This is a genomic window from Streptomyces siamensis (genome assembly GCF_039543605.1).
In the GTDB taxonomy this organism is placed as follows: Bacteria; Actinomycetota; Actinomycetes; order Streptomycetales; family Streptomycetaceae; genus Streptomyces; species Streptomyces siamensis.
The window spans coordinates 63150-87920 of sequence record NZ_BAABKB010000002.1 but is presented as its reverse complement, the minus strand read 5'-3'; the positions used below and the strand labels follow the sequence as shown (position 1 = coordinate 87920).

The following is a 24771-nucleotide window of genomic DNA, read 5'->3' as shown; positions in this document are numbered from 1 at the left end:
GCAGGATCACACCGTCCCGGACGTCCGGACCTGCCACTCAGCGGGGGCCGTTGTCGCGTACGGCGAGGTGACGGGCACCCCGCGCGACGAAACCCGGGGCGGGCTTCTGCTCAGGCGCGGGCGAGTGCCGCCCGGCGCCGGTGCCGGGCCACCCGCTCGCGGTTTCCGCACACCTCGCTGGAACACCAGCGCCGGCGCCGGCCCCGCGAGGTGTCGAGGTAGACGATCGGGCAGTTGTCGCCCTCGCACTGCCGCAGACTCGCCCGTGCCGTCGGATCCGTGACCAGGTCGAGTGCGTCCCGGGCGACGACGGAGAGCAGTTCGGCGCAGCCCGGCGGGGCGTGCAGCCTGCGGTGCAGCGAACCGTCCTCCGCGCGCGCCGCCCAGGGGGCGGGCGGAGCGGCGAGGGCGGCCGCGTTGACGCGGGCGAGTGCCGCGTCGGCCGGCCGGCCGTCCAGTTCTCCGCGCACCAACCGGGCCACGTGTCCGCGCAGTTCCCTGAAGGCGAGGAGCCAGGCCGCGTCGGCCGAACCCAGCGGGGTTCCCGCGGGGACCAGCTCGGAGGCGGCGATCCAGGCCCGCAGCCGGGCGGTCGAGTCGAGCCGTTCCTCGGGATGGGTCGTCGCCGTCAGGTCCAGGCAGATCCGCCCGGAGTCGAACCGCAGCTCGTACGAGGCCGTGGCCATGCCCGATGCCATGTGCCTGTCACCGCCTTGGGGTTACCGCCGTGAGGGGCCGGTGAGGGTCGTACCCCCTACAGTGCATGCCCGCACGCCCGGCCGGAAGACTCAGTACCGCTCCCTTACCGCGTCCACACGGCGCCGGCTCCCCCGGCCCGCGCCGGACCGGGCACCGGCACGGGCTGGACGCCCGCTTATGCGGCCGCGCGCCTGGGCCATGTCACCTGTTCCGCGGCACCGGTTGACTGAGGGACATGACGGACAACAGCACAGGGCGGCACAGCTCCGCCGGGGGTGTACTGGGTGCGGCCACGGTCGCGATGGGCCTGATCGCCGGGGTCTTCTACATCTTCGCCTGCGACATCATGCCGTCGCTGGCGCGCAGCGACGACCGCGTCTTCATCGAGGTCATGCAGAACATCAACGACGTGATCCAGAACCCGGTGTTCTTCGTGAGCTTCCTGGGTGCGCCGGTGCTCGCCGCCATCTCCGCATGGCAGTTGCGGGGCACGAAGGGCGGCGCGCGCCGCTGGGTGCTCGCCGCCCTCCTCGCCTACGGACTGGCCTTCCTGGTCACCGTCGCCGTGAACATCCCGCTCAACGACGACCTGGCGAACGCCGGCGACCCGGCGAAGATCGGCGATCCGGCCGCCGTACGGGAGAAGTTCGAGGACACCTGGGTCGCGTGGAACGCCGTACGGGCGGTGCTGTCGACGCTCGCGCTCGCCTTCCTCGCCCGCGCCCTCTTCCTGTGCCGCAGGCCTCACACGTCCGCGTACTTGGAGTCCGCGACCGGGTCGAGCGCGAGCCGGTAACCGCGCTTGACCACCGTCTGGATGAGCTTGGGAGCACCGAGCGCGGTACGCAGCCGGGCCATCGCCGTCTCGACGGCGTGCTCGTCCCGCCCGGCGCCCGGCAGCGCGCGCAGCAGCTCGGCCCGGGCCACCACCCAGCCGGGCCGCCGCGACAGCGCCCGCAGCAGCGACATCCCGGCGGGCGGCACGGGCCGCAGCGTGCCGTCCACCATCACCGCGTGCCCGCGGATCTCCACCCGGTGCCCGGCGATGGGCAACGATCGCGCGCGCGACGGGAGTTCCTGGCACAGCAGCTGGACGAGGGGGCCGAGCCGGAAGCGCTCGGGCTGGACCGTGTCGATGCCGCGGGCCTGCAGCGGCAGGGCGGTGACGGGCCCCACGCAGGCGGGCAGCACGTCGTGGCCCAGGGCGTCGAGGAGTTCGGGCAGCAGCCCCCGGTCCTCCGCTCTCGTCAGCAGGGAGGCGGCGGCCGGCGCGCTGGTGAACGTGAGCGCGTCCAGACCGCGGGTGACGGCCGCGTCCAGCAGCCGGTCGACCGGTCCGAGGTCCTCCGGCGGCAGCCACCGGTAGACCGGGACGCCGACGACCTCCGCGCCCGCGGCACGCAGCGACTCCACGAACCCGGGCAGCGGCTCACCGTGCAGCTGGATGGCGATGCGCCGACCTTCGACGCCCTCCTCCAGCAGCCGGTCCAGAACCTCGGCCATGGACTCGGACGACGGGGACCACTCCTCGGTCAGGCCCTGGGCCCGGATCGCGCCCTTCACCTTGGGGCCTCGGGCGAGCAGCTCCACTCCGCGCAGTCTGCCCAGCAGGTCCTCGCCGAGGCCCCATCCGTCGGCGGCCTCGATCCAGCCCCGGAAGCCGATGGCCGTGGTGGCCACGACGACGTCGGGTGCCTGGTCGAGCAGTTCCTTGGTGGCGGCGAGCAGTTCGCTGTCGTCGGCGAGCGGCACGATCCGCAGGGCGGGCGCGTGCACCACCGAGGCACCGCGGCGCTGGAGCAGCGCGCTGAGCTCGTCGGCCCGGCGCGCGGCGGTCACGCCCACGGTGAATCCGGCGAGGGGACCGTTGTCCGGTCGCTGCTGTTCGTCGTACATGGCTCTCGTCTCGCGCTCGTCGAGTCGTCGTGCGGGGATGTGCTGCCCGGTGCCGTCGTCCCGGCGGCCCGTTCTCGTCCGCGGCGGCCCGCTGCCGTCCGCGTGTGGCTGATCCGAGCCTGTCAACGTGCCGTGACAGGCTCGGATCAGCTTGATGTCGGGCGTGTTACGTCAGACCTCGGCGTAGCTGAGCTGGGGCTTCGCCTCCGTGGTGGCCGTGGCCGGCGCCCCGGCGGCGGCCGGGCGGCGAAGGTATACGGCCCAGGTGACCACGAAGCACACCGCGTAGAAGGCGAGGAAGGTGACGAAGGCGCCGGTGCCGGAGCCGTAGGAGAGGAAGGACTGCCGGAAGGCGAGGTTGATGCCGACGCCGCCGAGCGCGCCCACCGCGCCGATGAGTCCCATGGACGCGCCGGACAGCCGCCGCCCGTGCGCGGCCGCCTCCTCCGCGCTCAGTCCCAGGGCGAGGGCCTTCGCCTGGAAGATGCCGGGGATCATCTTGTACGTCGATCCGTTGCCGAGCCCGCTGAGCACGAAGAGCACGACGAACACCGCGACGAACAGCGGGAGCGACTTCTGCATGCTGGCGACGACGAGGACGGCGGTCGCCGCGGCCATGCCCACGAAGTTCCACAGGGTGATCCGGGCGCCGCCGTAGCGGTCGGCGAGCCAGCCGCCGACGGGCCGGATCAGCGAGCCGAGCAGCGGGCCGATGAAGGTGAGGTACGCCGCCTGGAGGGGCGTGCGCCCGAACTGGTTGGTCAGCACCTGACCGAAGGCGAAGCTGTAGCCGATGAACGACCCGAACGTCCCGATGTACAGGAAGGACATGATCCAGGTGTGCCCGTCGCGTGCGGCGTCCTTGGCAGCGCCGGTGTCGTTCTTGACGGAGGCGATGTTGTCCATGAAGACGGCGGAGAGCACCGCGGCCACCAGGATGAGCGGGATGTAGATCCCGAGGAGCACACGCGGTCCGCCGCTCGCCCCGATGATGGCGAGCGCCACCAGCTGGATGACGGGCACGCCGATGTTGCCGCCGCCCGCGTTGAGGCCGAGCGCCCAGCCCTTCTTCCGCAGCGGGAAGAAGGCGTTGATGTTGGTCATGCTGGAGGCGAAGTTGCCGCCGCCGATGCCGGCGAGCAGACCGACGAGCAGGAAGGTGTCGAAGGACGTCCCCGGCTTCATCACCATGAACGCGGCGACCGTCGGCACAAGGAGCAGGCTCGCCGAGACGATCGTCCAGTTCCGGCCGCCGAAGATCGCCACGGCGAAGGTGTACGGCACGCGCACGGCCGCTCCGACCAGCGTCACCACCGACGTGAGCAGGAACTTGTCCGCGGGGGTGAGCCCGTACTCCGGCCCCATGAACAGGACGAGGACCGACCACATGGTCCAGATCGAGAAGCCGATGTGCTCGGAGAGCACCGAGAAGAGCAGGTTCCGCCGGGCGATCTTCTCGCCCTTCTCCTGCCAGAAGGCCTCGTCCTCCGGATCCCATTGCTCGATCCAACGGCCTCCCCTGCTCGGTGCGGGGGCTGTATTAGGGGCTGTCATGACGCCTCCACGGTTCCGGTGCGGTGCGCGTGTCGTCCTGGGGATGACAACCGAAGGTAGGGAGGACGCGTTTCCGGCCTGTGGCCATGAGTGACCGGAAGGGAACTTTGCTCTCACTCGGGGCCGGGGCCGACGGTGAGGCCCCGCCCGGGGCCGGCGGTGAGGCCCCGCCCGGCTCAGACCTGCGGGGGCTGACCGCCGGGGGGCTGGGGGGCCTGGGGCGGCTGGGAGGCTTGGGGCGACCGGGGCTGGGCGTACGGGTTCGGGGGCTGGGCGCCAGGGGCTTGAGGCTGGGCGTACGGGGACGCCGGCTGGGCGCCAGGGGCTTGAGAGTGGGGCGGCTGAGCCTGGGGCTGGGGCTGGGCGTACGGGGTGGCCGGCTGGGCCCCGGGAGCCGGGTAGGGCGGGGCGGGGGCCGGGTGCGGGCTGCCGTAGGGGCCGGGGGTCTGGGGCTGGGGCTGGGGCTGGGAGTACGGGGTCCCGGGCTGGGCGGCGTACGGGGTTCCCGGTTGAGGCGCGTACGGGGTCCCCGGTTGGGGGGCGTACGGGGTTCCCGGTTGGGGGGCGTACGGGGTTCCCGTTCCCGGCTGGGACGGGTACGGGGTCCCCGGCTGGGGCTTGTACGAAGCGCCGGGAGCCTGGGCGTAGGGGCCTGGTCCCGCTCCTGTCCATGCCCCTGCCCCTGCCGCGGCCTGTGCGGCGTACGGCGCCGGCGGCAGGTACCGGACCCGGCCGCCCTCCTCCGTCACCGGCGTGAACCCGGCGTTCTGGAGCCGGGCCGCGAACTTCGCGTTGCGTTTGCGCGTGACGACCAGGCCGATGCCGAGGACGACCATGAGCAGCGCCCACAGCGCTCCGGCCACGGTGAACGCGACGGAGTCCCCGCCCGCGCGCACGCCCAGGACCACACACCCGACGGTGGCGCCGACCGCCCCGTACAGCATCCGCTTCTCGGCGTGCCTGCCGGTCAGATCGAAGTTGATCCGGGCCTTGAGCAGCTCCAGCGCGTCGGGGACGACAGGCGGCAGCGACTCCCCGTCGGCCGCCTTCGGGAACTGCGCCCGGTTCTGCGCGGCGCGCGCCTGCGCCTGGGGGCTGTGGTCGGGCACGATGAGCATGGTGAGCGCGTTGTTCCGCCCGCTCCCCTGCCGCACGTCCGCGTACTCGTAGCCGAACTGCTGGGCGACGAAGGCGAGCCGGGCGAGCTTCTTCACGGAGGCCATGCCGCTGGTGAGCTGCACGGGCTCTCCGCCGGACATGAGCTGGAGCATCTTGCGAACCTGACGCCTACTCACCCGCGTTCACTCCCCCACCGCCGGGTCACACTGTTCACTTCCGCAACTCGGGCAGTCTTCCACAGCGGCGCGCCGCGACGGAACAGCGGACCGACGACGTTGACCGGCCCTTGACTTGCGTCTTTGAATCCGACGAGGCGCGTCTGAGGATGCGGTTCGCTCAGCGATTGACGGCCTGGATCTCCTGGACGACGACGTCCTGTTCCGCGCCGAACGTGCCGTCCGGGAGGTCGTCTCCGGTGTTGCCGGTGCCCGTCCAGTGGATCTTCCAGGTGATGGTCGCCCTGAGCTTGTACGAGCCGTCGCCCGACGAGCGCAGGTACTGCACCCCGCACGGCGGCGTCTCGTCCGACTTCCCCTTCGCGTACGCCTCCCCGATCCGGCCGCCCTTGATCTCGCAGACACCGGAGGCCGGGTAGGTGGTGGCGTCCTCGGTGCCGGGTTCGATCTTCAGGGAGACGGGCTCCGCGGTGGTGGTCGCCGAGACGCCGAGCAGCGGTACCCGCGCCGTGACGGACACCGGCTTGAACTCCGCCGTGTCCAGCCATGCCCAGGTCGGCAGATTCACCTTTGTCGTACCCGCCGGGGCCAGATCCACCTTCGTCGACGGGACCCGGATCTCGGCGTACGCGAGCTGCGCCAGCATCTTGGGCGTGATGGCCTCGGGGATGTTCGCGGGTGGGGGATCGCCCTTGTCCACCCAGAAGATGGGCTTGTCGCAGTCGAGCGCGCCGGGGTCGCCCTCACGCCCCTGGGTGACGTACGAGTCCCACCAGTAGCCCTTGTCGGCCTTGTCCTTGTTGAAGTCCTTGTACGGCTCCCCGTTCACATAGCGATTGCGCTGCTCCAAGTCCCACTGAGAGCCGGTCGACTCGGCACTCCAGATCGGCTCCAGGTACTTCTGGAGCTGGTCCGGGGAGTACTTGGGGGCGTAGTAGCAGGCGGGCGGAGTCCACGTCGTCGTGGAGACCACGGGTCCAGCGGAATCGCCGGAGCCGTTCTTCGAACGATCGAACACCACGGCTCCGGCGGTCGCCGACAGCGTCTTGTCCTTCTGCTGTCCGTCGACCTGCGTCTCGGAACCCGTACCCTTGCCGCCCGGTGTGAAGTCCGCCCAGGCATTAGAACAGTTGACGAGCACGAGAACGCCGGCGAGCAGAGCGACTCCAGCGGCGTTCCTGGTCATGGCTGGCACTGCGCTGCCCCCCGAGTGGAAATGATCTGCGAGGTCTGCCACACGCCTTCGGAGTTCTTGTCCAGGCGTGTGTTGTAGAAGACGTAGCTGTTCTTGGTGACAGGCGTCTTCGCGACCTTGTTCGTCTCCTTGTCCTTGCTGAAGCCCTTGCTCTCGTCCGCACAGAAGGTGAGCGAGGCCGTCGTCTTGTTCTTGAGAGTCACGGTGCGCTCGTAGTAGCGCGCCTCGCCGGTGAGCGTGGCGTCGGCATCCTTGAACTGCTTGACCCAGGTCAGCGCCGCTTCGAGTGCCTTACCCGTGTTGTAGTAGGCGAGCGCCTCACCCTTGGCGTCCGTCCCGGTGATCGCCGCATCGACCGCCCGCATGCGCTCGGCATTGTCGGCGAGCACGGCTTCCTTGACGGCGTCCCCGCCCTGCGGAGTCTCAAAGGTCAGCGTCAGGTCGGAAGGCAACGTGATCTTCGGTCGCCCCGCGGCAGCCGTGGCGCTCGCGCTCGGCGACGCCGACGTCTCGCTCCCCGTGTCGGCCCCGGCGATCTTGTCGTTGTCCTTCGAGCTGCCGTCGCTCCCGCCGCAGGCGGTGAGGAGGAGAGCCGCAGCCGCACCGACGGCGGCTGTGGTGAGCAGGCGAGGACGGCGATTCACAGCGGGCTCCTGATGGGGCGTATGGGGTCTGGAGAGCAGCGACACGCTATCGGTGACGCGTGAGGCGACACCAGAGCGAATTGCATACACGGAGGGAACAAGCCACTCAAAGTCCCCCGCACCATGCCCAATGCAGCCCCGAAACCACCCCCTGAGTGACGTAAACGACCAGGCGTCGACGGAGAGTTGGCCACCGCAAAGGGCTGCGCCGTCACTCCGTCGTGCCCGGCCCTCGTTCCAGCGGATCGTCGAAACTGACCAGCTCCGCCATCTGCCGGAGGATCAAGCGGTACTGCTCCCGGCGGGCCGTGGCCGTCGTGCTCAGCGTCAGGACGACCAGACGTCTGCAGTCCGGGTGCGGCACATAGGCATGAACCTGGAGCAGCGCTACTCGGGGGAGGCGACTGCAAGCAGAAGGAGTGAGCGTGGTCTCGCTCAGCGCCGCCGGTCCGCAGGGCAGTTCGACGTACTCGATGTGCGTGTGCCCCTCGGCGGTGGCCACGGCACGTGCCGCCGTGGCACCCCTCGACGCGACGGCCGTCTGCTTCCACGAGACCGTGAAGAGGGACAGCAACGGCGGGCCACCCCCTGCGACATCGTCACGGTGCAGGCCGATCGAGCAGTGCACGGTGCCGACCTCGCACAGCGCGCCCAGCAGTTGTTGCCCCTGCGCCAAGTGGGCGAGGAACACTTGGCGAGCCATCTCGTCGGGCGCCGCGTCGAGAAAGGGCGCGAGGGCCCTGCGTACGTTCTCGTCGCGGACGTCGGGCGCGGAGAGCAGGGCGCCCATGGGAACGGCCACGAAACCCGCCGGCTCCGCGAACCAGACGTCGACATCGGGGTCCCTGGCCGAATCGGCAACGGTGACGAAGGAAGCCGTGGTCATGAAGTCCTGTCCATCGCAGATCAGTTCGGACGCGGAAACGGCGGTACGGATTCGGGCACGTGCGCTCCGGCCCGGCGGGCGCGTTCCAGTGCGGCGGGGCAGGCGTTCCAGTGCACCGGATCTGCACCCCGGCGGCCCGCAGCCGCGCGCTGATAGAGCAGGTGCAGCCTCTTGGGCCCCTTGCCGCCTCGGCCGGGGGCCGCGACGACCGCGACGAAACGAGGGTCTCCGGCGAACCAGAGCGGTTCGATCTGAGCCTTCAGCTCCGGCTTCGTACGGGTCGTTCCGAAGCGCCGCATCCACCAGAAGGTGCGCATCGTCGACAGGAACGGCAGCGGAATCCGCTCCTCGGGATCCTCCGGGTTGGGCAGTTCGAACCACATCGCGTCGTCCTGGAGCCCAGGGTGCTTGTTGCGGCCACGGGGAACATCCGTGAGGAACTGCCACGGGTACTGCCAGAGGACCCGCTGCATCTGGATCGACGGTCCGATGTGGGCGAGTTGGAGGACGGCGCGGAAGGTGGCGTACACAAGCAGGAGGAGGAAGGCCCAACCGATCCAGCGTGGTGTGGCCACAACGAGGAACAAGCTTCCCAGCCAAGTGGCGACCCATCCGACCGAGCGCACAACGATCAAGACCATGTGCTGTACCCACGCCCGTCTCGTGGGTGGATGATGCCAGGCCGAGGGGTATTCGGTCGGATGCATGCGTACTCCTCTCCGTTCCTGAGCTCAGAAGACATGACGGGCGAGACTGACGATCCCGCCGGCGTCGAGGCCGAGCCGGGATCCGTCGACGCCTGCCACTGAGCCGTCCTTGATCCCGTCGTCGTCGGTGTCCACGGCGGTCATGGCCAGGCCGAAACCTGCCGTGGTGACACCGGTGGTGGCGGAGGTGGCTTCGATCGCCTTGGTGATCTGTGCCGCCCGGGCACCTCGCACCGTGACGCCGAGCAGTGCGTTGTCCAGGCCCGAGATGGACTTCGCCTGCTCCAGCGTGCTGCTCCCGACACGGGCCAGACGCTGACCGAGCGTGAGAACCTCCCCCGTCTCGCCTGTGGCCCGCAGGGCGGTCTCGACTCCTTTGCCCGCCGCGCCGACCCCAGGCATCAGGCCCAGAGCATCTCCCCCGACGGTGACCAGGTTGCTCCAGAAGTCCGTGTCGAGCTCCCCCTCGGTAAAGCCGTCCCACAGCGAAGCGCGCATCGCTGGATCACCGATCGCCCTCATCGCCAGCGACGCGCCGCTCAAGACCGAAGCCGCAATCAACAAAACCGCCGCAGCCGTCCCGCCCGACACCACGAACAGGGCCGCCAGTCCGATCACGGCGCCCACGGTGCTGAGAATGTCCGGCAGGTTCTCGCCCACCCACTCCAGCGCCTGATCGAAGGCGCCCGGTTCGTGAGGGGCGAGTTTGTTCGTCGCGGCGCGGATCTTTAAGGCGCGGTGCTGGGCCTGGTGTTCGTGTTCGGCGGCGAGCTTCCGGGCGCGGGCGCGGATCTTTTCGAGTTCGGCCTCGGCGTGCTCGACGGCGGCGTTCGCCTTGGTGCGGGCCTTCTGGGCCTCGTCCCGGCGGGCACCCTTTGCTTGCAGGTCGGGGCTGGTGCCGGCCGTGGCGGCGTGGCCCTTCGCCCGGTCCACGGCGGCCTGCGCCTCCCCGGCGTCCTCCTCCAGCCGCCTCGCCCGGCGCTGGAAGTCGTCGAGTTCGCCCTCCCAGCGGTCGAGCTGCCGGGCCGCCTTGCGGATGGAGTGCGCGGCGTTCTTCAGGTTCAGCGGCAGCGGGCCTCCGTCGAGCTGCTCGCGGAAGGCGACGGCGGCGTCGCCCTGCCAGTAGCTGCCCTCCATGAGCCTGGTGACCAGTTCGTGCGTCTCTTCGAGCACCTTCGCGCAGCCGCCGAGCTTCTTGCGCAGGCCGCGTACGGTGCCGGTGCTGCCCGGCACCGGGTTGAAGCCGAGGTGCGGATGGTCGGGGTGGGGGATGCGCGGGGCGGACTTGAGTCCCTGCGGCCGGCCGAGGTCGGCCCGGGAGCGCGGGTCGAGGGCCGCTCCCGATCCCCCGGCGGGCCCGTGCGTCATCGCCCGCCCCCGGCGCCGGTCCCGCCGGTCCGGGACTTCCGCAGGGCCTCCTCCAGCGCCCTGTCCACCTCGCGGTAGCTGTCCTTGCTCTTGCCGATGATCTCGGCGAGGTCCTCGGTCTGTTCGCCGATCCGGTCGGCGCCGTACTTCCAGTCGTCCTGGAAGTCCTCGCAGGCGGAGTCGAGGTTGTCGGTGCCCAGGCCCGTGACCGTGGCGTCCTCCAGGGCTCTGCGCAGCCCCTTGAGCGAGTCGCCCGACTTCCTGAGCATCTTCATGAAGTGCGCCAGTTCGTCGCCGTCGACAGCCAACCGCTCCGCCACGCGTGCTTCCTCTCTGCGGGAAGGGTCCGCTTTCGGGACACGCGGAACGACACCAGAGCAGGTCACGTCGACGCGAACGACAAGTCGGGCAATTCACCGCAGAGTGCGAGTAATACCAGGTGGGAAACCTTCGATCGGGTGACACGAAGCGAGGGGCGGGACATGGCGTCCCACCCCTCGGCATCCGGTCATCTCAGTCCCGGGCACCTCGGCCCAGGTCACCTCAGCCCCGGGTCATCTCGGCCCCGGTCCCCTCGACCGGAGATCACCCCAGCCCCGGGCCTCCTCGCCCCCGGGCCACACCGGCCCCCGGCCACACCGCCGGGTCCGTCCTACCCCCGGTGCGAGGCCACGCGGCCGGCCCGGCCCCGGGAGCGGCCCTTCTTCGCCCCGTTCGGCCACAGCCGAGGACTCCGCTTCGCCGCGATGTCCTCGATCCAGCCGAAGGCGAGGATCGTCAGACCGATCAACGGCCAGACGAGGACGAACATCCACAGCATGTATGTCGAGTCCAGGGCCGCCGTGGCGCGCTCGCTCTCCATGAAGGGGAGGTTGTACACCTGGTCGATGATCGGGACCGTGGCCATGATCAGCATGTTGTGCCACAGGTAGATCGTGACGGCCCGGTTGTTGGACAGGGTGACGAGCTTGTCCCACTTGGCCAGGCGGCCGGGGAGTTCCTGCCAGGACGGCGAGTACTGGAGCAGGATGACGACGAAGCCGAACGACCACGTGGCCTGGGCCAGCGGGATGTCGTTCAGGTCCCAGCCGTCCGGGCCGAGGTGGCCCGAGGCCCACCACAGGCCGAAGGCCATGACGAGGGCCGAGCAGGACACGGCGACGTAGCGGGGCACACGTTGCAGGACGCCCTCGTGGTGGGCGAACCCGAGGACCCAGCAGCCGCCGTACACGGCGAAGTCCGTGATCGTGTTGCCCGTCTCGCCGGGGATCGTCACGATGCCGGTGCCGACGACAGCGGTGAGGGCGAGCGGGAAGAACAGCGTCGCCCACGGCACCCGGCGGAACGCCCACAGGAGCAGCGGCGACGCCACCACGAACCACAGGTACGCCCGCAGGTACCAGAGCGGGCCGACCGCCTGGACCGCCCACGTGTCCTCCAGAAGGCCCGCCTTGTCCCCGATGTGCCAGGGGAACGGCGGCGCGCCGAACGGGAAGACGTAGTTGATCATCTCGACCAGGCCCCAGGTGCCGCCGTGGTCGGGGTCCTCGGTCACGCTCCAGCCGCCGGCGAACATCAGGACGAGCGCCACCGCGCTGAACGCCCACAGGGGCGGCAGCAGTCGGCGGACACGGCCGCGGATCACGCTGAACGCCGGGCGGTTCAGCGAACGCGCCATCAGGGATCCGGCCAGCGCGAACATCACGCCCATGGAGGGGAACAGGACCGTCAGCCACGCCCAGCCGAAGAGGTGGTACACGACCACGCGGACCAGGGCGATGGAGCGCAGCAGGTCCAGGTAGCGGTCGCGGCCCGGGCGGCGCGGCGCGGACGGTGCCGGCGACTCCGGCTGCGCCGGGGGTCCGGGCTGCTGGTGCGACGGCTGGTGCGGGATGGAGACCCGCGGCGCGCCGAGCGGCGGCGTCGGGGTGGCTCCCGTCGTGTACTCGTGCGTCGTCATCCCACCGGCCTCCGATCGTCACCGCTGTGTGCCGCCCGCTGCCGCGGGATCGCCCCGGGCGCCTCCACCACTCCGGTGCGCCGCAGCTTCTGCCAGCGCAGACGGCCTCCGGTGAGGGCGGTGATCCAGGACTGGAGCAGCACCACGTACATCAACTGCCGGTAGAGGATCTGCTGGAGGGGGAGGGAGATCAGGTGTGTCATGCGTTCTCTGTCCAGCCGGAAGGCGTACGCGGCGCAGGCCGCCTGGACGGCCAGGACGCCCAGCCAGGCGATGATCGTCTTCTGGGTCGGGCCGAAGACCACGCCGTAGAGGAGGAAGACGTCGATCAGGGGGGCGAGCAGCGGGGCCAGCACCATGAAGAGCGAGACGAGCGGCAGGCCGACCCGGCCGAAGCGGCCCGACGGACCGCGTTCGATCAGGGCCCTGCGGTGCTTCCAGATCGCCTGCATGGTGCCGTACGACCAGCGGTAGCGCTGGGACCACAGCTGCTGGACGGACTCGGGAGCCTCCGTCCAGGCGCGTGCCTTCTCCGCGTACACCACGCGCCACCCGTCGCGGTGCATCGCCATGGTGATGTCGGTGTCCTCGGCGAGTGTGTCGTCGCTCATCCCGCCGACCCGTTCCAGGGCGGAGCGGCGGAAGGCTCCGACCGCGCCCGGGATCGTGGGCATGCAGCGCAGGATGTCGTACATGCGGCGGTCGAGGTTGAAGCCCATCACGTACTCGATGTGCTGCCACGCGCCGATCAGCGAGTCGCGGTTGCCGACCTTCGCGTTGCCGGCGACCGCGCCGACCTGGGGGTCGGCGAAGGGCTGGACGAGTTCACGGACGGTGGCCGGTTCGAAGACGGTGTCGCCGTCCATCATCACGATGATGTCGTACCGGGCGTTCGCGAGACCCCTGTTGAGGGCGGCGGGCTTGCCCGCGTTGAGCTGGCGCACGACCCGTACGTTCGGCAGGCGCAGGTTCTCGACGATCCGCGCCGTGCCGTCGCTCGAACCGTCGTCGATGACGATGACCTCGATGGGGTGCTCGCTCGCCATCAGTGAGTGCACGGTGTTCTCGATGCACTTGGCCTCGTTGTACGCCGGGACCAGGACCGAGACCGGTTCGGTGATCGGCATCGGGCCCCAGCGGAAGGTGCGGCGCCGCACCCGGCGCGCGTGCGCGGCGGACAGCAGGAGCATCAGGCCGAAGCGGGTGAAGACGAGGACACCGGTGATCGCGATGCCGACGACGAGGGCGTCGGTGATCCCGTCGGAGGCGCCGACCAGGAAGATCCACGCCTTGCCCTTCCACAGGTCGAGGCCGGTGACCGGGGTGTGCGCGCTGGGCGCGTTGAGCGCCTCGGTGAGGTTCTTGAACTCGTAGCCCTGCTTCTGGAGCTGAGGCAGGAACCGGTCGAGCGCCTGCACGGTCTGGTGGCGGTCGCCGCCGGAGTCGTGCATCAGGACGATCGCGCCCTTGCCGCCCTTGGGGGTGGCCCGGCGGATGATCTCGTCGACGCCCGGCTTCTGCCAGTCCTCACTGTCGGTGTTGTTGACGACGGTGATGTAGCCGCGCGTGCCGATGTACTGCGTCACCGGCCAGGACTTGTTGTCCATGGCGTCGGCGAAGGAGGAGTACGGCGGGCGGAAGAGGGAGGTGCGGATGCCCGCCGCGCCCTCCAGCGCCAGCTGGTTCTGGGACAGCTCCCAGTCGATGCGCTTCTTGGACTGGTACGAGAGGTCGGGGTGGTTGAAGGTGTGCAGGCCGACCTCGTGGCCCTCCTCCACCATGCGGTGCACGAGTTCGGGATAACGCGAGGCCATCGTGCCGGTGACGAAGAAGACGGCGTGCGCGTGGTGCGCCTTGAGGACGTCCAGGACCTTGGGCGTCCACTCGGGGTCGGGGCCGTCGTCGAAGGTGAGGACGAGCCGGTGGTCCGGCACGCTCATGCTGGTCTCGCGGCCGCTGCGGGTGTCGATGACCGGGCCGCCCTCGAGGATCTTCTCCGGCACCTTGTCGGTGGCGGCCTCGGGCCGCACGCGGTGGTCGGCGAGGATCTCGCTGTGGACGTAGCCGCGCAGCATCAGCATCGCCATCAGGGCGACGAGGAGGAGCAGCGGCAGCAGCAGGCGCAGGGGAATGCGGCGGCGCCGGGCTTGGGGGGCCGCGCGACGCGAGGTGCGTGCGGGGCCGTGACGGCTGGTGCGGGATGCCATCAGAGGACGTTCTCCGGGGACGAAAAGGCGTACGAGGAGCTGTCGGCAGCCTGCTGCCCGAGCTCCGGGGAGGTCTGTTCGAGGGACGCGGGAGCACCGTGGGCGACGGCGTCGGTGCCGGCACCGGCGCCGCCGGCGGTCTCGGTCGGATCGGCTGTGGGGCCGCCGGTGTCCGTCGGGCCGGGGGTCGTGGGTTCGACGACCGGGTCGGTCGGATCGGGGTCCGGGTCCGGCTTCTTGGTGGTGCTGGTGCCGGAGCCCGGCTTCTTGGTCGTGGACGTCGTGGGGTCCGGGTCGGCGGACGCGCCGGGGGCGGCCGCGCTGCCCGAGGCGCCCGGCGTCGGGCTCACGCCCGCGGACGGCGTGGTGCCGTCGCTCGCCGTGGCGCTCGCGCCGGGCGAGACGCTGCCGGTGCCGGACGGGTCCACCGAGCCGGTGGGCAGCGGTGAGCTGTCGACCTGCCCGGCCGGCGGGTCGTCCGCCTGGCCCGGCACGGGGAGCCAGGGCGCGTCGGAGCTGCCCGACAGGAGCGTCGCGACGATGACGACGGCGTAGACCGCGCAGGCGAGGCCCACGAGGATGCCGAGGCGGCGGAAGCGGCGGCTGCGGCGGCCCGACTCGTCGACGAAGACGGGACCGTCCGAGCCGTCCTGGGCGCCGGGGGCGTCCTTGGCCTGCTTGACGAGCCACTCCTCCAACTGCCGTCCGGCGCCGTCGAGCTGGACGGTGACCTCGTGCGGGTCGTGGGTGTGGCCGGGGTCGTCGGGGTGTTCCCAGGACGTCCGGTCGTCGGTCCGGGCCGTGAGCGGGCGGTCCGGTCCGCCGGGGGCGGCGGAGGGGAGCCGTCGGGTCTCCGGCTCGTCGCTCATGGAGTGCGCGGCGCCGGACGGGAACGGGCTGACACCGCGGGTCGCGGGCCAGGACGAGGTGGTGCCGGTCGCTCCCGGCCAGGACGCCGTTCTGCCGGCCGCGTCGGGCCAGACGACGGCGTCGTCGGCCGCTGCCCCGGGTGACGGATCGGTTCCGTGCCCCTCGCCCTGATCGACGTCACGCCGACCCGGTTGGGCATCTTTCCGCCAGTTTTCCACGCGCACGCACATCCCCCCACGGGACAGTTCTCGGGTGCGCAACGACTCCGGGCACTCCACGTTCGCCGTCGGACCGGGCCCCCACCCAGCCCGAGCGCCCCCCTTATCACACTGTGCCCGGAGGAAGAATGTAGCGCACGTGGCGGAGACGTGCGCTTGCAGCTCATGTATGGCTCATCATGATGAGTGCATCCGTGGCCGGAATCCACCCATTCTCGGGGCGATGCAGCCACCCTTCCTCGGCCGCGAGTTCGACGGCGGCTCGTCGAAGCGCGTCGATCCCGGGATGCACCAGCCCCTTCCGCCACACCAGCGACAGGGGTGACAGGGGAACGGGGTCGACCAGAGGTCTCAGCACCGTTTCAGGCATGGCCGGAAACTCCACGACGGCGAGGACGGGGTTCCGGTTCTTGGCCATGATCCGCCGGAACTCCTCGGCTCCCACGGCCATCGGAGCGGGCGGCGCGAGCGCGATGCCACGTCCCTCGAACAGGTGATGGGCCAGGTCGGTCCATTCCAGCGTCCGGGGATTGCCCGCCCCCGCGTACACGGTCTCGCCCGCGAGCGCGGCCAGCGGGACCGCCTCCAGCGCGGCCAGCGGGTGGTCCTCGGGCAGCAGGACGGCCATCGGCTCGTACCGTACGGGCTGCTGTTCCAGACGGGCCCGCACCGCGGGGTCGAGCCCGGCGAACCGGCCGAACGACGCGTCCAGCCGGCCGGTGAGCAAATCCTGCGCCGCGCCCGTGAGGCCGCTCTCGAATCGGGCCATCAGCTCACGGTCGGGCGCGAGTTCACGAGCCCGGTCGAGGACGCGGCCCGTGGCGAGTCCCGGGGTGTTGACGTCGACGAGCAGCGGACGCTGGTCCTGTCCGCGCGCGAAGGCGGACAGCAGGGCCTCGTGCGCGGCGAGCACCCGTCGCGCGTACGGCAGCAGGCGCTCCCCGTCCGCGGTCAGCGTCACCTGCCGCGTGGTCCGGGAGAACAGCTGCGCGCCGAGTTCCCGCTCCAGCCGCCGGACGTCCCGGCTCAGTGCCTGCTGGGCCACGTACAGCCGGGCGGCGGCGCGGGTGAAGTGCAGCTCCTCGGCGACGGCGAGGAAGGCGTGCAGCAGGCGCGGGTCGAGATGACCGCCGGCGGGTGACTGGACAGACATCACGCGAACCTACAACCCAGGTGCGTCAATCACCACGGACAAGGTGTTGGACCTCGTGATCCGCTCCGAGCGACGGTTGATCCATGCCGCACCAGCCCGCCCCCGGTCCGACGCCCGCGCCGCCTTCGCCCGCCCTCGACCCCCTGCCCGCGCCGCCTTCGCCCGCCCTCGACCCCCTGCCCGCGCCGCCTTCGCCCGCCGCCGACCACGCGCCGAACCGGTCCGCCCGGACGCGGACGCCCCGGGGCCGCACCCCGTACCACCGTCTCTTCGCCGTCCCGGGCGCCCGTGCCTTCACCGTCGGGAACCTGCTGGCCCGGCTGCCCATGGGGATGTTCAGCGTGAGCGCGGTCATCATGATCGCGGGCTCGCGCGGCTCGTACGCGCTGGCCGGCGCGGTGACCGCGACCGGGCTGGCGGCGACCGCGGTGGTCGCCCCCTGGACCGCGCGTCTCGTCGACCGGCACGGGCAGGCCCGGGTGGCCGTGCCCGCCACCCTGTTCGCCCTGCTGGGCGGCATCGCGCTGGTGCTGTGCGTGCGCTGCGGCGCACCCGACTGGACGCTCTTCGCCGCGTACGCCGCCACGGCCACGACCCCCAACACGGGCGGCATGTCCCGGGCCCGCTGGGCGCATCTCCTCAAGGGCGACCCGGCCGCGCTGCACACCGCGAACTCCTTCGAACAGGCCGCGGACGAGCTGTGCTTCATGCTGGGGCCGGTGCTCGCGGCGTTCCTGTGCGGGACGTTCTTCCCGGAGGCGGGCACGCTGGTCGGCGGCGCCCTGCTGATCACGGGCGTGCTGGTCTTCGCGGCACAGCGCGCCACGGAGCCGCCGCCCCAGCGGCGCACGAAGGCCCCGTCCCCGGTGCTGTCGCCCGGCATGCCCCCACTGCTGCTGTGCTTCCTGGCCACCGGTGCGGTCTTCGGTTCGATGGAGGTGGTCACGATCGCATTCGCGGACGCCCAGGGGCACAAGTCGGCGGCGGGCGCGGTCCTGGCGCTCCAGGCGGCGGGGTCGTGCGTGGCGGGTCTGCTGTTCGGCACGGTGCGGCCGGCCGGCCCCGCCGAGCGGCTCTTCCCGCGCTGCGTCGCCGCGATGGCGGCCCTGCTGACGCTGCCCCTGCTCGCGGCCTGGCTGACCGGTTCGCTGCCGGTCCTCGCGGGCGCGCTGCTCGTCGCGGGGATGGCCACCGCGCCGACCATGGTCACCGGCATGACCCTGGTCCAGGCCCGCACGCCCGAGGGCCGGCTGAACGAGGGCATGACCCTCGCGGTGACCGGTCTGCTGGGCGGGATCGCCGGGGGTTCGGCGGCGGGCGGGTGGGTGGTGGAGCGTGTGTCGGCGACCGCGGGCTACGGCGTTCCGCTCGCCGCGGCGACGACGGCGCTCCTGATCGCTGCCGCCGGTGCCGTCCTGCACGCGCGTCGCGCCGCGCACCGGCGGGCCGGGTCGGCCCACCACGCGTAGGTCGGCGGCCCACCACGTGCGGGACACGCCGCCCGACCGCGATCGAGCGCCGTGTCGTCCGGCCCGTCGAACCCGCGCCCCAATTCCGGCGCACCCCATTGACGCGCCCCCGGCCCCCACATACCTTCCCCCGTCGAAGCGCTTCGACGTCACGCATCGAAACGATTCGACGATTGCTGCGTGACGCTTCCGTGACCCATCCAACTCCCCCGGAGGCAATGGATGTCGACGAAACGAAGGCGCACGGCGGCGACGGTGGCGGCGGCCCTGGCGGGCTCCCTGCTGCTGGCCTCCTGCGGCGGCTCGGACAGCGGGGCCGAGGACGGCAAGACGCTGCGGCTGTGGCACTACGAGGCGCCGAACAGCGCGATGGGAGTGGCCTGGAACGAGGCCATCAAGGAGTTCGAGGCGAAACACCCGGGCGTGAAGGTGAAGTTCGAGGAGAAGGGCTTCGAACAGATCCAGAAGACGGCCCCGATGGTCCTCAACTCCGGCGACGCGCCGGACCTCATGGAGTACAACAAGGGCAACGCGACGGCGGGCAAGCTCTCCCAGCAGGGACTGCTGACCGACCTGACCGCGGAGGTCACCCGGCACGGCTGGGACAAGAAGGTCAGCGGCGGGGTGCGGACCATCAGCCAGTACGACACGGACGGAGTCATGGGCTCCGGGAAGTGGTACGGCGTGCCCAACTACGCCGAGTACACGATGGTCTACTACAACAAGGACCTCTTCGAGAAGTACGGGGTCGCCGAACCCACCACGCTCGGCGAACTCACCTCCGCCATGGACACCTTCGTCGCCAAGGGCGTCACCCCGCTCGCGAACGGCGGCGCCGAGTACATCGCCCAGCAGTACCTCTACCAGCTGGCGCTCTCCAAGGCGGACCGCTCCTGGGTCGACGCGTACGAGCTCTACAAGGGAAAGACCGACTTCCACGACGCCGCCTGGACGTATGCCGCCGAGACCTTCGCCGACTGGGTGAAGAAGGGCTACATCAGCAAGAAGTCGACGGGTGTGAAGGCGGAGGACGCGGGCGTCTCCTTCATCCAGGGCAAGAGCCCCATCCTGTTCAGCGGCAGCTGGTGGTACGGCCGCTTCAAGGAGGAGAACAAGTTCGCCTGGGGCACCTTCCTGTGGCCGGGCAGCAATCTCACGCTCGGCTCCGGCGGCAACCTCTGGGTCGTCCCCAAGGGCGCCAAGAACAAGGAACTCGCCTACGACTTCATCGACATCACCATGTCGAAGAAGATCCAGAACCTGCTCGGCAACAAGGGCGGCATCCCGGTGGCCGCCGACCCCGCCGCCATCATCGACCCGCAGGCCAAGACGCTGATCGCCGACTTCAACACCCTTTCCGGCAAGGACGGACTGGCCTTCTACCCGGACTGGCCCGTCGCCGGCTTCTACGACGTACTCGTCTCGGAGACCCAGAAGCTGATCACCGGGAGCGAGAAGCCGGACGCCTATCTGAGCGCACTGCAGAAGGCGTACGACAAGGGCGTACCGAAGACATGACGGTCACCGTCGAGCGGGGCGGCCGGGTCGTCCGCAAGCAGCACGGCGGCGCACCGCGCCCGCGCCGCCCCCGCGACTCCTACCTGCCCTTCCTGCTGCCCGGCGTCCTCGCCTTCCTCGCGGTGGTCGTCGTCCCGTTCCTGATGAACACCGGTGTCAGCTTCACCGACTGGCAGGGCGTCGGCAGTCCCAGGTGGTCCGGGCTCGCCAACTACCGCGAGCTGATGGACGACGCGGAGTTCTGGGCGTCGTTCCGGCACAGCCTGTTCATGGTCGTCGCCATGGCCGCCGTACCCACCGTGCTCGGCCTGGTCCTCGCCGCCGCACTGTTCGACTTCGTCGGCCGGCACTTCGGCGGCAGGGTCGCCTCCGTGCTGCGGGCCTGCTTCTATCTGCCGCAGGTGCTGCCCATCGCGGTCGCCGGCATCGTCTGGAGCTGGATCCTCGCACCGGACAACGGCTCGCTCAACGAACTGCTGAAGGCCGTCGGTCTCGGCTCCTGGCAGCAGGACTGGCTCGGCGACCCCGACCTCGCCCTGTACAGCGTCATGGGCGTGATGGTGTGGGTGCAGCTCGGCTTCCCGCTCGTCGTCTTCATGGCGGGCCTGCAACGCGTCGACCCGCAGCTCCACGAGGCCGCCGAGCTGGACGGCGCGGGCTGGTGGCGGCGTTTCTGGCACGTCACGCTGCCGCAGATCAGGCCCGAGATCTACGTGGTGCTGCTGTGGTGCACGATCGCCGCGCTGAAGGTGTTCGGGGCGGTGTACGTCCTGACCAAGGGCGGACCGGGCGGCGCCACCGACGTCCCCTCGTACTTCTCCTTCACGACCTTCTTCGAGAAGACGCAGGTCGGCTACGGCGCCGCAATCTCCACCGTGCTCACCGTGATCATCCTCGTCCTGGCCCTGGCCGGGCTGAAGTTCCAGACCCGCGCGGAGGACGCGGAGGAAGGGGTCCGCACATGACAGCCGTCCGCACCGGCGCGGTCAGGACGCGCGGTCCCGCCCGCGGTGTCCTCGCCCGCTACCCGGTCCTCGTCGCCCTGGTGATCGCGGCCCTGTTCATGGTGCTGCCGTTCCTCGTCGTGGCGGTCAACGCCGTCAAGTCGCCCGCCGAGTACGCGGAGAACGGGCCGCTCAGCCTGCCCCGCGGCCTGTACCTCGACGGCATCGAGGACTTCTGGGACCGCGTCGACTTCGGCCGCAAGCTGGTCAACTCCGTCCTGATCTCCGGGTCGGTGGCGGTCGGCGCCGCCGTCCTGTCCGTCCTCAACGCCTACGCGATCGGCATCGGCCGGATCAGGGGCCGCACCTGGGTGCTCGCCTTCTTCGTGCTGGCGAACATGCTGCCGCAGGAGGCGCTGGTCTACCCGGTCTACTACCTGAGCAAGCAGGCCGGCCTGTACGACACGAGGCTCAGCGTGATCATCGTCTTCACGGTGATCCAGGCGGCCTTCGGCACCTATCTGCTCGCCTCCGTCCTCGGCCGGTTCCCGCGCGAGATCATCGAGGCCGCCCGGATCGACGGGGCGAACAAGTGGCAGGTGCTGTGGCGGATCGTCGTCCCCGTCAGCCGCCCCACCATCGGCGTGCTCCTCGTCTTCTTCTTCATCTGGACGTGGAACGAGTTCCTGCTGCCGCTGGTCATGCTGATCTCCAACGACAACCAGACGGTGTCGGTGGCCCTCGGCGTCCTCCAGGGCCAGCGCCTGATGGACGCCACCATGACGAACGCGGCCGCTCTCCTGGGCGTCCTGCCCGCCATCGTCTTCTTCCTCGTCTTCCAGCGGACCCTCACCCGCGGCATCGCCGCCGGCGCAGTGAAGTAAGGGGTACGACAGTGAAGTTCACGGACGGCTACTGGCTGCTGCGCGAGGGCGTCACCGCGGCCCATCCGGTCGAGGTCCTCGACGTGACCTCCGGACCCGGCGGCCTGGAGATCCACGCGCCGACCCAGCCCATCCGCCACCGCGGCGACCTGCTGAAGGGACCGGTCGTGACGATCACCGCCCATGCGCCGATGCCCGACGTCATCGGTGTCACCCTGACGCACTTCGAGGGCGAGCAGCCGCGCGGCCCCGAGTTCGAGGTGCGGGCCGAGGAGGGCGCCGCCCAGGTGTCGTACGACGAGGAGTACGCGACGCTGACGTCCGGCGCGCTGTCCGTCCGGGTCGCCCGCGGCGGATCCTGGCACGTCGACTTCCTCGCCCACGGCCGCACGCTCACCAGCAGCGGCCCCAAAGGCATGGGCATCATGAGGGACGCCGACGGCTCCCACTACCTGCGCGAGCAGCTCGGCCTGCGGGTGGGCACCAGCGTCTACGGTCTCGGCGAGCGCTTCGGCCCGCTGGTCAAGAACGGCCAGGTCGTCGACATGTGGAACGCCGACGGCGGCACCGCGACCGAACAGGCCTACAAGAACGTGCCGTTCTACCTGACCGACGCGGGCTACGGAGTCTTCGTCGACCACCCGGGCCGGGTCTCCTTCGAGGTCGGCTCGGAGGCGGTGTCCCGGGTGCAGTTCAGCGTGGAGAGCCAGCAGCTGACGTACTACGTCATCCACGGCCCGACCCCGAAGGACATCCTGCGCAAGTACACGGCCCTCACCGGGCGTCCCGCGCTGCCGCCCGCCTGGTCCTTCGGACTCTGGCTGTCCACGTCGTTCACCACCTCCTACGACGAGGAGACCGTCACCTCCTTCATCGACGGCATGCGGGAGCGCGAACTGCCTCTCTCCGTCTTCCACTTCGACTGCTTCTGGATGCGCGAGTTCAACTGGTGCGACTTCCGGTGGGACCCCCGGGTCTTCCCGGACCCGCAGGGCATGCTGGCCCGGCTGAAGGAGAAGGGCCTGCGCATCTGCGTGTGGATCAACCCGTACATCGCGCAGCGCTCGCCCCTGTTCGCGGAGGGCAAGGCGCTCGGGCACCTGCTCCGCAAGCCCGACGGCAGTGTGTGGCAGTGGGACCTGTGGCAGCCCGGCATGGCGCTGGTGGACTTCACCAGCCCGGACGCCCGGGACTGGTACGCGGCCAAGCTGGAGGCGCTGCTCGCGCAGGGCGTCGACTGCTTCAAGACCGACTTCGGCGAGCGGGTGCCCGTCGACGTGGCGTACGCGGACGGCTCGGACCCCGAGCGGATGCACAACTACTACGCCTACCTCTACAACCGGACCGTCTTCGAGGTGTTGCGCAAGCACCGGGGCGAGGCGGAGGCAGTCGTCTTCGCGCGCTCGGCGACGGCCGGCAGCCAGCGGTTCCCGGTGCACTGGGGCGGCGACTGCGAGGCGACCTACGAGTCGATGGCGGAGTCGCTGCGCGGCGGGCTCAGCCTCGGCATGTCGGGGTTCGGGTTCTGGAGCCATGACATCGGCGGGTTCGAGGGGACGCCGTCGCCGGCGCTGTTCAAACGGTGGATCGCCTTCGGTCTGCTGTCGTCGCACAGCCGGCTGCACGGATCGTCGTCGTACCGCGTGCCGTGGCTGTTCGACGAGGAGGCCGTCGACGTCCTGCGGCTGTTCACACGGCTGAAGCTCAGCCTCATGCCGTACGTGTACGAAGCCGCGCGTGCCGCCCACGCGGAGGGCGTGCCGGTGATGCGGGCGATGGTCCTCGAGTTCCCCGACGATCCGGGGTGCGCACACCTGGAACGGCAGTACATGCTCGGCCCCGATCTGCTGGTCGCGCCGGTCTTCAGCGACGACGGCGACGTGTCGTACTACGTGCCGGAGGGCACCTGGACCCACTTCCTGAGCGGGCGGACGGTGACCGGGCCGCGCTGGGTGCGCGAGCGGCACGGGTTCCTGAGCGTGCCGCTCCTGGTCCGGCCCGGTGCGGTGATCCCGGTGGGCGCCGTGGACGACCGGCCCGAGTACGACCACGCCGACGACGTCACCCTGCGCGCGTACGGCCTGGGCCGTGGCACCCAGGTCACGGTGGCGGTCGGCGGCGTCACCTTCACCGTCGTACGGGAGGGGAACACACTCCGCGCCTCGTCGAGCGATCCGGCGGCGCCCTGGGGGCTCGCGGCGCAGGGGCGCGAGGTGCGGGCGCGGGCCGGCACCGGGTTCCTGTCGCTGGAGCTGGAGTCCGACTGATGGTCAAGATCACCGATGTGGCGCGGCACGCCGGGGTGTCCCCGAGCACCGTCTCCTACGCCCTGAGCGGCAAGCGCCCGATCTCCGAGGAGACCCGGCAGCGCATCGAGGCCAGCATCCGCGAGCTGGGCTACCGGCCGCACGCGGGCGCGCGGGCGCTGGCCAGCAGCCGCTCCAACGTGCTGGCGCTGGTGGTGCCGCTGCGGACGGGCATCCATGTGCCGGTCGTGATGCAGTTCGCGGTGTCCGTGGTGACGGCGGCCCGCCGGCACGACCACGACGTCCTGCTGCTCACCCAGGAGGAGGGCGAGGAGGGGCTGCGGCGGGTCGCCGACACCGCTCTGGTGGACGCGCTGATCGTGATGGACGTCCAGTTGCACGACGCCCGGCTGCCGCTGCTGCGCGCGCTCGACCGGCCCTCCGTGCTCATCGGCTTCCCCGCCGCCGCGGAGGGGCTCACCTGCATCGATCTGGACTTCAAGGCGGCGGGCGAGCTCTGCGTGGAGCGGCTGGCGGGGCTCGGGCACCGGGTCGTGGCGCTGGTCGGCTCGCCGCCCGAGGTGTACGTGCGGGGGACGGCGTTCGCCCAGCGGGTGGTGGAGGGGTTCACGGCCGCCGCACACCGCAACGGTCTGTCGTCGTCCGTCCACCCCTGCGAGGCCTCGCCGGCCGCCGCGCGCCGGATCGCCGAGCAACTGCTGCGCGAGCACCCGGCGCTGACGGGCGTCGTCGTCCACAACGAGCCGGTCCTGGAACCGCTGATCGACGCGTTCGAGCAGCTCGGGCTGCGGGTTCCCGGCGATCTCTCCGTCACCGCCATCTGCCCGGACGAGGTCGCCGAGAGCCTGCGGGTGCCCGTCACCTCCATCGCCCTGCCGTCCGCCGAGGTCGGCGCGCGGGCCGTGGAACTGCTCATGCGGAAGCTGGACGGCGCCGACGTGCCCGGGGCGACGCTGCTGGCGCCCCGGCTGACGGAGCGCGCGAGCACCGCACCGCGCAACGCCCCCTGAACGTCCCGAACGCCCCGTGCAAGGCCC

At 70.8% G+C, this 24771-nt stretch carries 21 protein-coding genes; 7 read left to right on the top strand and 14 right to left on the bottom strand.

The genetic code is table 11. From position 1 onward, the window contains the following. Positions 1-110: 110 nt before the first annotated feature. Complete coding sequence (locus ABEB03_RS03135) at positions 111-698, bottom strand: CGNR zinc finger domain-containing protein (RefSeq protein WP_345640821.1); 588 nt, start codon at positions 696-698, stop codon at positions 111-113. A 236-nt stretch (positions 699-934) separates the two neighbouring features. Between ABEB03_RS03135 and ABEB03_RS03130 the strand changes: the two genes are divergently transcribed. Further along, positions 935-1495 (top strand): anthrone oxygenase family protein, encoded by a 561-nt coding sequence (locus tag ABEB03_RS03130; RefSeq protein ID WP_345640818.1) that lies wholly within the window; start codon positions 935-937, stop codon positions 1493-1495. Here the strand turns inward: ABEB03_RS03130 and ABEB03_RS03125 are convergent. From ABEB03_RS03125 to ABEB03_RS03065, 13 genes are all read right to left on the bottom strand, one after another. Next, positions 1444-2595, bottom strand: a complete 1152-nt coding sequence (locus tag ABEB03_RS03125) for a uroporphyrinogen-III synthase (RefSeq protein ID WP_345640815.1) — start codon at positions 2593-2595, stop codon at positions 1444-1446. The two genes, ABEB03_RS03130 and ABEB03_RS03125, sit on opposite strands and share 52 nt — an antisense overlap. A gap of 171 nt (positions 2596-2766) precedes the next feature. Further along, the gene (locus ABEB03_RS03120) at positions 2767-4149 is read right to left on the bottom strand and encodes a nitrate/nitrite transporter (protein WP_345640812.1); all 1383 of its coding nucleotides are present in this window, start codon (positions 4147-4149) and stop codon (positions 2767-2769) included. 176 nt (positions 4150-4325) lie between these two features. Further along, the gene (locus tag ABEB03_RS03115) at positions 4326-5420 is read right to left on the bottom strand and encodes a hypothetical protein (protein WP_345640809.1); all 1095 of its coding nucleotides are present in this window, start codon (positions 5418-5420) and stop codon (positions 4326-4328) included. A 184-nt stretch (positions 5421-5604) separates the two neighbouring features. After that, entirely contained in the window at positions 5605-6639 is a 1035-nt protein-coding gene (locus tag ABEB03_RS03110) for a hypothetical protein (RefSeq protein WP_345640806.1), read from the bottom strand. Beyond that, positions 6627-7283 (bottom strand): hypothetical protein, encoded by a 657-nt coding sequence (locus tag ABEB03_RS03105; RefSeq protein ID WP_345640803.1) that lies wholly within the window; start codon positions 7281-7283, stop codon positions 6627-6629. The genes ABEB03_RS03110 and ABEB03_RS03105 overlap by 13 nt, the downstream gene beginning before the upstream one ends. 211 nt (positions 7284-7494) lie before the next feature. Continuing rightward, entirely contained in the window at positions 7495-8169 is a 675-nt protein-coding gene (locus tag ABEB03_RS03100; RefSeq protein WP_345640800.1) for a hypothetical protein, read from the bottom strand. A gap of 20 nt (positions 8170-8189) precedes the next feature. Then, positions 8190-8756 carry a hypothetical protein gene (locus ABEB03_RS03095; protein WP_345640797.1) on the bottom strand — a complete coding sequence of 189 codons (567 nt, stop codon included), beginning with the start codon at positions 8754-8756 and terminating at the stop codon, positions 8190-8192. 144 nt (positions 8757-8900) lie between these two features. Then, the gene (locus ABEB03_RS03090; RefSeq protein WP_345640795.1) at positions 8901-10244 is read right to left on the bottom strand and encodes a hypothetical protein; all 1344 of its coding nucleotides are present in this window, start codon (positions 10242-10244) and stop codon (positions 8901-8903) included. Next, positions 10241-10564 carry a hypothetical protein gene (locus ABEB03_RS03085; protein ID WP_345640792.1) on the bottom strand — a complete coding sequence of 108 codons (324 nt, stop codon included), beginning with the start codon at positions 10562-10564 and terminating at the stop codon, positions 10241-10243. The genes ABEB03_RS03090 and ABEB03_RS03085 overlap by 4 nt, the downstream gene beginning before the upstream one ends. A 332-nt stretch (positions 10565-10896) precedes the next feature. Next, positions 10897-12204, bottom strand: coding sequence for an acyltransferase family protein (locus tag ABEB03_RS03080; protein ID WP_345640790.1), 1308 nt, complete (start codon positions 12202-12204; stop codon positions 10897-10899). Then, positions 12201-14411 carry a glycosyltransferase gene (locus ABEB03_RS03075; RefSeq protein ID WP_345640788.1) on the bottom strand — a complete coding sequence of 737 codons (2211 nt, stop codon included), beginning with the start codon at positions 14409-14411 and terminating at the stop codon, positions 12201-12203. The genes ABEB03_RS03080 and ABEB03_RS03075 overlap by 4 nt, the downstream gene beginning before the upstream one ends. Beyond that, on the bottom strand, positions 14411-15499 hold the full coding sequence (locus tag ABEB03_RS03070) for a hypothetical protein (RefSeq protein WP_345640786.1): 1089 nt from the start codon (positions 15497-15499) through the stop codon (positions 14411-14413). Before ABEB03_RS03070 ends, ABEB03_RS03075 begins: the two co-directional genes overlap by 1 nt. Before the next feature lie 163 nt (positions 15500-15662). Next, on the bottom strand, positions 15663-16652 hold the full coding sequence (locus tag ABEB03_RS03065; protein WP_345640784.1) for a LysR family transcriptional regulator: 990 nt from the start codon (positions 16650-16652) through the stop codon (positions 15663-15665). 83 nt (positions 16653-16735) lie between these two features. On the opposite strand from ABEB03_RS03065, the gene ABEB03_RS03060 reads away from it, so the two are divergent. The 6 genes from ABEB03_RS03060 to ABEB03_RS03035 all read left to right on the top strand — a co-directional run bounded on the left by ABEB03_RS03060 (position 16736) and on the right by ABEB03_RS03035 (position 24744). Further along, entirely contained in the window at positions 16736-18121 is a 1386-nt protein-coding gene (locus ABEB03_RS03060) for an MFS transporter (protein WP_345640781.1), read from the top strand. A gap of 222 nt (positions 18122-18343) precedes the next feature. Beyond that, positions 18344-19639 carry an ABC transporter substrate-binding protein gene (locus ABEB03_RS03055; protein WP_345640778.1) on the top strand — a complete coding sequence of 432 codons (1296 nt, stop codon included), beginning with the start codon at positions 18344-18346 and terminating at the stop codon, positions 19637-19639. After that, a complete protein-coding gene (locus tag ABEB03_RS03050; RefSeq protein WP_345640775.1) occupies positions 19636-20604 on the top strand; it encodes a carbohydrate ABC transporter permease in 969 nt (322 codons plus the stop codon). The genes ABEB03_RS03055 and ABEB03_RS03050 overlap by 4 nt, the downstream gene beginning before the upstream one ends. Further along, entirely contained in the window at positions 20601-21467 is an 867-nt protein-coding gene (locus ABEB03_RS03045; RefSeq protein WP_345640772.1) for a carbohydrate ABC transporter permease, read from the top strand. Before ABEB03_RS03050 ends, ABEB03_RS03045 begins: the two co-directional genes overlap by 4 nt. An 11-nt stretch (positions 21468-21478) precedes the next feature. Continuing rightward, positions 21479-23734 (top strand): alpha-xylosidase, encoded by a 2256-nt coding sequence (gene yicI, locus ABEB03_RS03040; protein ID WP_345640768.1) that lies wholly within the window; start codon positions 21479-21481, stop codon positions 23732-23734. Continuing rightward, complete coding sequence (locus ABEB03_RS03035) at positions 23734-24744, top strand: LacI family DNA-binding transcriptional regulator (protein WP_345640766.1); 1011 nt, start codon at positions 23734-23736, stop codon at positions 24742-24744. The genes yicI and ABEB03_RS03035 overlap by 1 nt, the downstream gene beginning before the upstream one ends. Positions 24745-24771: the final 27 nt, after the last annotated feature.